This is a genomic window from Methylobacterium bullatum (genome assembly GCF_014845095.1).
GTDB classification, from domain to species: domain Bacteria; phylum Pseudomonadota; class Alphaproteobacteria; order Rhizobiales; family Beijerinckiaceae; genus Methylobacterium; species Methylobacterium bullatum.
The window spans coordinates 41,575-48,137 of the sequence record NZ_NKUG01000044.1; the positions used below are offsets into that span (position 1 = coordinate 41,575).

At 66.9% G+C, this 6,563-nt stretch carries 5 protein-coding genes; 4 read left to right on the forward strand and 1 reads right to left on the reverse strand.

Features of this window, described 5'->3' with window-relative positions; all coding sequences use genetic code 11:
- Window positions 1-69: 69 nt before the first annotated feature.
- On the forward strand, window positions 70-1,392 hold the full coding sequence (mutY, locus tag MBTS_RS06570) for an A/G-specific adenine glycosylase (protein WP_238253824.1): 1,323 nt from the start codon (window positions 70-72) through the stop codon (window positions 1,390-1,392).
- A 63-nt stretch (window positions 1,393-1,455) separates the two neighbouring features.
- On the opposite strand, the gene MBTS_RS06575 is transcribed toward mutY, so the two are convergent.
- Window positions 1,456-2,649 (reverse strand): site-specific DNA-methyltransferase, encoded by a 1,194-nt coding sequence (locus tag MBTS_RS06575; RefSeq protein WP_274534496.1) that lies wholly within the window; start codon window positions 2,647-2,649, stop codon window positions 1,456-1,458.
- A 646-nt stretch (window positions 2,650-3,295) separates the two neighbouring features.
- Between MBTS_RS06575 and MBTS_RS06580 the strand changes: the two genes are divergently transcribed.
- The 3 genes from MBTS_RS06580 (at window position 3,296) to MBTS_RS06590 (ending at window position 6,317) form a co-directional block, all read left to right on the forward strand.
- Window positions 3,296-3,601: a septal ring lytic transglycosylase RlpA family protein gene (locus tag MBTS_RS06580; RefSeq protein ID WP_018044485.1), complete on the forward strand. Its 306-nt coding sequence runs from the start codon at window positions 3,296-3,298 to the stop codon at window positions 3,599-3,601.
- Between the two features lie 213 nt (window positions 3,602-3,814).
- Window positions 3,815-4,132 carry a polyhydroxyalkanoic acid system family protein gene (locus tag MBTS_RS06585; RefSeq protein WP_018044484.1) on the forward strand — a complete coding sequence of 106 codons (318 nt, stop codon included), beginning with the start codon at window positions 3,815-3,817 and terminating at the stop codon, window positions 4,130-4,132.
- Window positions 4,133-4,502: 370 nt separating this feature from the next.
- Complete coding sequence (locus tag MBTS_RS06590) at window positions 4,503-6,317, forward strand: ABC-F family ATP-binding cassette domain-containing protein (RefSeq protein WP_147832521.1); 1,815 nt, start codon at window positions 4,503-4,505, stop codon at window positions 6,315-6,317.
- The last annotated feature ends 246 nt before the right edge of the window (window positions 6,318-6,563 follow it).

A 6,563-nucleotide genomic window follows, 5' to 3' on the forward strand; every position in this document is an offset into this window, starting at 1 on the left:
CTTTGATCGTTCGCGGCCACCCTGTATGGACGGGCGCCCAACACGCCGGATCTCATGTCGCGGGATTTCATGTCACCGGACTTCACGGCAGCGACGGGGGCATCCGCCCGAGGCCCGCGAGCCGCCGACCTCCTCGCCTGGTACGACAGGCATCGCCGTGTGCTGCCGTGGCGTGCCCTGCCGGGCGAGACGCCCGACCCCTATCGGGTCTGGCTGTCCGAGGTGATGCTGCAGCAGACCACGATCGCAGCGGTCAAACCGTACTTCCTGCGCTTTCTCGAACGCTTCCCCTCCGTGGAGGCCCTCGCGGCGGCGCCGGAGGAGAGCGTCATGTCGGCTTGGGCCGGCCTCGGCTATTACTCCCGCGCCCGCAACCTCCATGCCTGCGCCAAGGCGGTCACGGAGGCCGGCGCCTTCCCCGACACGCTCGACGGCTTGCGCAAGCTGCCCGGCATCGGCGCCTATACGGCCGGCGCCATCGCGGCCATCGCCTTCGACAGGCAGGAAGCGGCAGTGGACGGCAATGTCGAGCGGGTGTTGACCCGGCTCTTCGCAATCGAGACGCCGATCCCCGCCGCGCGTCCCGAGATCCGACGGCTGACGCAGAGCCTCGTGCCGGCACAGCGGCCCGGTGACTTCGCCCAGAGCCTGATGGATCTCGGTTCGACCATCTGCACGCCGAAGCGACCGGCCTGCGCCCTCTGCCCCTGGATGGCCCCCTGCGAGGCCCGCGCCCTAGGCCTGCAGGAAACGTTTCCACGCAAGATCAAGAAAACCAAGGGCGTCGAGCGCTATGGCGCCGCCTTCGTGGCGATCCGTAGCGGCGACGAGGCCGTATTGCTGCGGACCCGCCCCCCCGAGGGGCTGCTGGGTGCCATGGCGGAGCCTCCGACCAGCGCATGGGAGAGCGGTTACGACGTCGCCCAAGCCCTGCTCGACGCTCCGTTGGACGCGCGATGGAAGCGGCTGCCGGGCGTAGTGCGCCACGTCTTCACGCATTTCCCGTTGGCACTGACCGTCTTCGTCGCCCGCGTCGGCCTCGCTACGAAGGCACCGGCCGGCATGCGCTTCACGCCCAGGCGCGACCTCGAGGAGGAACCGTTGCCCGGCGTCATGAAGAAGGTGCTGGCCCACGCGTTCGATCCGAAGCCCGAGGCCGTGAAACGCGGACGGCCGAAGGCCATGCGGGCGGTCCAGGACACGCCGCTCTTCGCAGAAGTCGAGGCTCGGCCGCCGGAGCCACGCCCGAGCTTTCGCCCAGTGCCCAAGCCGGTGCCGCGTGCGGTGGCAAAGCCGCCGATCGAGGACGGGGAGGGGTTTTTCGGGGAGCCGGAGGAAGCGCCCCCGCCTGCAGCGCCGCGCAAGCGCGGCAGGCCGAAAACGCGTCCTTGACGGGAAGAGCGCGCCCCCCGCGGGGGAGGGCGGCCCGCGTCCAAACCTGTCACCATCAAAAAGCTAGGCGGCCGACCCCATCGCGGCTCGCATCCTGCCCCGGAACACGTCGATCAGAACGAGCTTGCCGTCGCGCTTGGCGTGCCAGAAATCCCAACCGTTGCAGGAGGGGAAGCCCTGGACGAGGGCGCCGATCTTGTGGATCGAGCCCATGGCCGGCCCGACCATCAGCGTCCCGTCGGGACGCACCACTGCTTCGTGGCGACCGCGCGCATCGGTAAGGATCTCACCCGCGCGGATATGGCCGGCCTCGATCACGCTGAGGAAGGCGACACGGGGCTCGGCGCGCTTGGTCGGTGCGACGAGGAGGGCGGCCTTGGACAGGGGCTCCACGGCGTCGATCCGGGCGCGGGCCGCCTCGGCATAGACCGTCTCCCGCTCGATGCCGATGAAGCGCCGGCCGAGCCGCTTGGCGACGGCCCCGGTGGTGCCCGTGCCGAAGAACGGGTCGAGGACCACATCGCCGGCATTCGTCGCCGAGAGCAGGGTCCGAGCGAGCAGGGCTTCGGGCTTCTGGGTCGGGTGGACCTTCTGGCCGTCGGCGCCTTTCAGACGCTCGTCGCCGGTGCAGAGCGGGATGAACCAGTCCGAACGCATCTGGACGTCGTCGTTACCGCCCTTCAGCGCCTCGTAATGGAAGGTGTAGCCCTTCGATTCCGCCGAGCGGGACGCCCAGATCAGGGTTTCGTGGGCATTGGTGAAGCGCTTGCCGCGGAAGTTCGGCATCGGGTTGGCTTTCCGCCAGACGATGTCGTTGAGGATCCAGAACCCGAGGTCCTGAAGCACCGAGCCGACGCGAAAGATGTTGTGGTAGGAGCCGATGACCCAGAGGGTGGCGTTCGGCTTCATCACCCGGCGGGCGGCGGTGAGCCAGGCACGGGTGAACTCGTCATAGGCAGCGAAGCTCGAGAACTGGTCCCAGGCGTCGTCGACGGCGTCGACCCGGCTCTGGTCGGGCCGCAACAGCGAGCCGTCCCCGAGTTGGAGATTGTAGGGCGGGTCGGCAAAGACGCAGTCGACGCTTGCCGCCGGAAGGGCGTTCATGGCGGCGATGCAATCCCCGACGAGGATTTCGTCGAGAGGGAGACGCTGGGCGGCGGGTACGAGACCCATCCGCGGCGCCGACACGAGTCGCCCGGTACGCGAGACACTTTTCCGGGCGACGGTGTCGGCAACCGCGGTACGCAGGGAAGCCATGGCAAACACCGGTTACGCGACTGACCGGCAGACCATGGGGCCGTTAACGTAAAGGGCGGGTTGCCGGGGTGCAGACAATGCGTCTCGATTTGGGGCTGCAGATTTTGCCTACCCGCTCCGATATTGACGAATTTCCATCTCTTGCTTGATCGATTTAACTATTCGTTCACCCTGAAATAACGGCCTAACGTAGATCAAGCAGCCAATTGCGAGTTCGACTTGGAGGTTCTTCCGAGCCCGTCGCGGATGCCTTCAGCCCGCACGTGCCCCATCGGCAGCGCGTCCGGAATCGTCGGGGTCACGGGCGACGCGCGTCTCCCATGCACGGCGCGCCGGGTTACGGCGATGTCTCGCCATCGATGTGGCGGGGGCCGTGACGGCGTTGGAGAACGGGACCAAACCTGTCGACGACCGCCTCCCTCCGCTCTCAATATAGGATTTCAGCGCACGTCTGATTTGCAAGTTCTTTAGATTTTATTCACACATTCTGAGGCCGTCGGAGGCTAATGAAGGCAGGTCCCGCCACATTCTACTGATCTCATTTCAGCCTTCATTGGCTCTATGTTCCGCGGCCTCTGCAACAGCAAAGGGAATGCGGATGAATATGAAGCCTGTTCGTTGGACCGCTGCCGCTATTGGAACCGCCATGTCTCTCGCCGCGCTCAGTGCACCGGCCGCAGCCCAATCCGGCGCGGCCTCCTGGTACGGCAGCGGCCGCAAGACGGCGAATGGCGAGCGCTTCAATCCGAATGGGATGACCGCCGCCCATCGCAGCCTGCCGTTCGGAACCCGTGTCCGTGTCGAGAACAAGCGCAACGGCCGCTCGGTGGTGGTGCGCATCAACGATCGCGGACCTTTCGTGCGCGGCCGGATCATCGATCTCGCCAAGGGCTCTGCCCGAGCGCTCGGCATGGGCGGCACGACCTACGTCTCGCTCAAGGTCGTGAACTGATGCGGAACCCGTGAGATCATGGGCATGCCAGAGGATGGCGGTGCCGGGTCGCGACGACGTGCGGCATGCCTCATCTTCCTGACGCCGCATGGTGATTCCGCGCGAGGCGAGTTTCACTGCCGCGCTTGATCAACTAAGGGGCCGGTCGCCGTTGCATGGATGGCAATCGGCCCCATCTTGACGGCTGGATGCGTGTTTGAGGATGATTCCCCCATGGCAAAGCCCCTGATCGTCGAGATTCCCCACGAGATCGGTCCCGTCGAGGCGAAACGGCGGATCTCGAACGGGCTGGACAAGGCGAAGGCGGCCTGCGCCAAGGCCGGAATCAATGTCGAGCACATGACCTGGACGGACGACCGCCTGAACTTCGCCATGTCGGCCATGGGCCAGAAGGTGGACGGCGAGGTCGACGTCCTCCCTGAGACGGTCCGTATCGAAGTGCGCCTGCCGATGCTGCTGGCCCTGTTCGCCGAGCGGATGAAGAAGATCATCGGCAAGGAAGGCAACCAGCTCCTGATCAAGAAGGGCTGAGGAGCGCCATCGGGGGAACGGCAACGGGCACTCGCCCGTTTCCAGCCCTCTCCCGAAACTTCGCGAGCAGGTGGCGTCGCCCATGTCGAATCCAGGCCCGATAGATCCCGCGCCCATCCCGGAAGCTCCGGTTCCCGATACTCCCTACGAGGCCCCTCAGACGCCGCCGCCGGCTCCCGGGCCGGATATCCCCGCGTCGACGCCGGCCGAAGCGCCCACCGAGAGCCCGACAGAGATCCCCGTGATCGACCCGAGCCCCGCTCCCGTCTCGCCCGATCCGTCGCCAACCGGCCCGGCCAACCCGACGATGTAGCCTCACAGGCAAAACCGCATTTGTTCGGGAGCGGCTGCGCTGCCATAAGCCCGCATCATGGCTGCTCCCCCGCTTCTCACCCTCCAGAACGTCGCGCTCACTTTCGGCGGCACTCCGCTGATCGAACAGGCGGATCTCGCGATCTCTCCCGGCGAACGGACTTGCCTCGTCGGCCGCAACGGTTCGGGCAAGTCGACGCTCATGAAGATCGCCTGCGGGCTCATCGAGCCCGACAAGGGCGTGCGCTTCGTCCAGCCCGGCACCACCATCCGCTACCTCGCGCAGGAACCGGATTTCTCGGGCTTTTCCACCACCCTGGACTTCGTCGAGCACGGCCTCACCCATGGCGACGACGCTTATCGCGCCCGCTACCTACTGGAGAGTCTGGGCCTGACCGGCGCCGAGAACCCGGCGAGCCTGTCGGGCGGGGAGGGGCGGCGCGTGGCCCTGGCTCAGGCACTGGCACCCGAGCCCGACATCCTGCTGCTCGACGAGCCCACCAACCATCTCGACCTGCCGGCCATCGAATGGTTGGAGGCGGAATTGAAGTCCGTGCGCGGCGCGCTCGTTCTCATCAGCCACGACAGGCGCTTCCTCTCGGCCCTCTCGAAGACCACCGTCTGGCTCGATCGCGGTATCACGAGGCGGATCGAGCAGGGCTTTTCCACCTTCGAGGCGTGGCGCGACGCGTTCTTCGAGGAGGAGGAGCGCGACCGGCACAAGCTCGATCGCAAGATCGCCGACGAGGAGCATTGGCTGCGCTACGGCGTCACGGCGCGCCGCAAGCGCAACGTGCGGCGGCTCGGCAACCTCCATGCCCTGCGCAAGGACCGGCGGGAGGACCGCCGCCCCGTCGGCACCGCGACGATGACCTCCACCGAAGCGGAGAGTTCGGGCGCCCTGGTGATCGAAGCCAAGAATGCCGCCAAGGCCTATGGTGAGCGCCGCATCGTCGACGATCTCTCGATCCGGGTGATGCGTGGCGACCGGCTCGGCATCGTCGGCGCCAACGGCGCCGGCAAGACCACCCTCATCAACCTGCTCACGGGACAATCGGCGCCGGATTCCGGCAGCATCGCCCTGGGCACGAACCTCAAGATGATGCTCCTCGACCAGGCCCGCGCGGTGCTGGACCCGTCGATGACGGTCACCGAGGTGCTCACCGGCGGCAGCGGCGACAGCGTGGTCGTCGGCGGCGTGAGCCGCCATGTGATCGGCTATCTCAAGGACTTCCTGTTCGCCCCGGAACAGGCCCGAACCCCGGTGAGGGTGCTCTCCGGGGGCGAGCGCAACCGTCTTCTCATCGCCCGAGCCCTGGCCCAGCCCGCCAACCTCCTCGTCCTCGACGAGCCCACCAATGACCTCGACCTCGAGACCCTCGACCTCCTGCAGGAGATGCTGTCGGATTATTCCGGCACGCTGATCCTGGTGAGCCACGACCGTGACTTCCTCGACCGCGTCGTCGGCAGCGTCCTCGTCAGCGAGGGGGAGGGGCGCTGGGTCGAGTATGCCGGAGGTTATACCGACATGGTGACGCAGCGCGGCCAGGGCGTCGAGGCGCGCAAGAGCGCCACGGCGCCTCGCCCCGACGGCAAGGTGAAGCCGGGCCGCCTCGCCAGCACCTCCGCGGCCCCGGCGCCCAAGACGAAGATGGGGTTCAAGGACCAGCACGAGTTGAAGACCCTGCCGGAGCGAATCGCGAAGCTGCAGACCGAGATCGCCAAGCACCGCGCCGTCCTCGCCGATCCGCAACTCTACAGCCGCAATCCGGCCCTTTTCCAGAAAACCTCCGCGACCCTCGCGGCGGCGGAGGCGGACCTCTCGGCGGCCGAGGACCGCTGGCTGGAGCTGGAGATGCAGCGGGAAGGGTGAGGCGGGTCGCCCTTCGCACCGGACGCCCGGCAGAGCGTGTCGGCTCGGGCTCCCCACTCGGTGACGCGCCCCCCTCGACCGGGGGAAGACGGAGCGTTCACGAGACCTTCGCCCCCCATGGGACGCCGGAGAACGCCGAGGCTTCCCGATCACGGTCCCATGGCCGAGACCGTTCTCCCCGACATGAAATTTCTTGACAAAATTCCTATTTTCCTGCTTCTTTTACACATCTGACGCTGCCGCCGA